Origin of the sequence: Methyloversatilis universalis FAM5, assembly GCF_000214035.2 — a bacterium.
Classification (GTDB): domain Bacteria; phylum Pseudomonadota; class Gammaproteobacteria; order Burkholderiales; family Rhodocyclaceae; genus Methyloversatilis; species Methyloversatilis universalis.
Genome location: NZ_AFHG01000017.1, coordinates 1 through 299 on the forward strand (window position 1 = coordinate 1; position 299 = coordinate 299).

1 protein-coding gene is annotated in these 299 nt (G+C 73.2%); it reads left to right on the plus strand.

Annotated features, from left to right (window positions below):
• The coding region (locus METUNV1_RS00075; protein ID WP_043358655.1) for a hypothetical protein at positions 1 to 299 on the plus strand (299 nt) is incomplete at both ends.

The window sequence follows — 299 nt, forward strand, 5'->3', positions numbered from 1 at the left end:
GCACCGGCGAAGGCCGCTGCGAAGCCGGCGGCGAAGAAGGCTGCACCGGCGAAGGCCGCTGCGAAGCCGGCAGCGAAGAAGGCTGCACCGGCGAAGGCCGCCGCGAAGCCGGCAGCGAAGAAGGCCGCACCGGCCAAGGCTGCTGCGAAGCCGGCAGCGAAGAAGGCCGCACCGGCGAAGGCTGCTGCGAAGCCGGCCGCGAAGAAGGCTGCGCCGGCGAAGGCTGCTGCGAAGCCGGCGGCGAAGAAGGCCGCACCGGCGAAGGCTGCTGCGAAGCCGGCCGCGAAGAAGGCTGCACC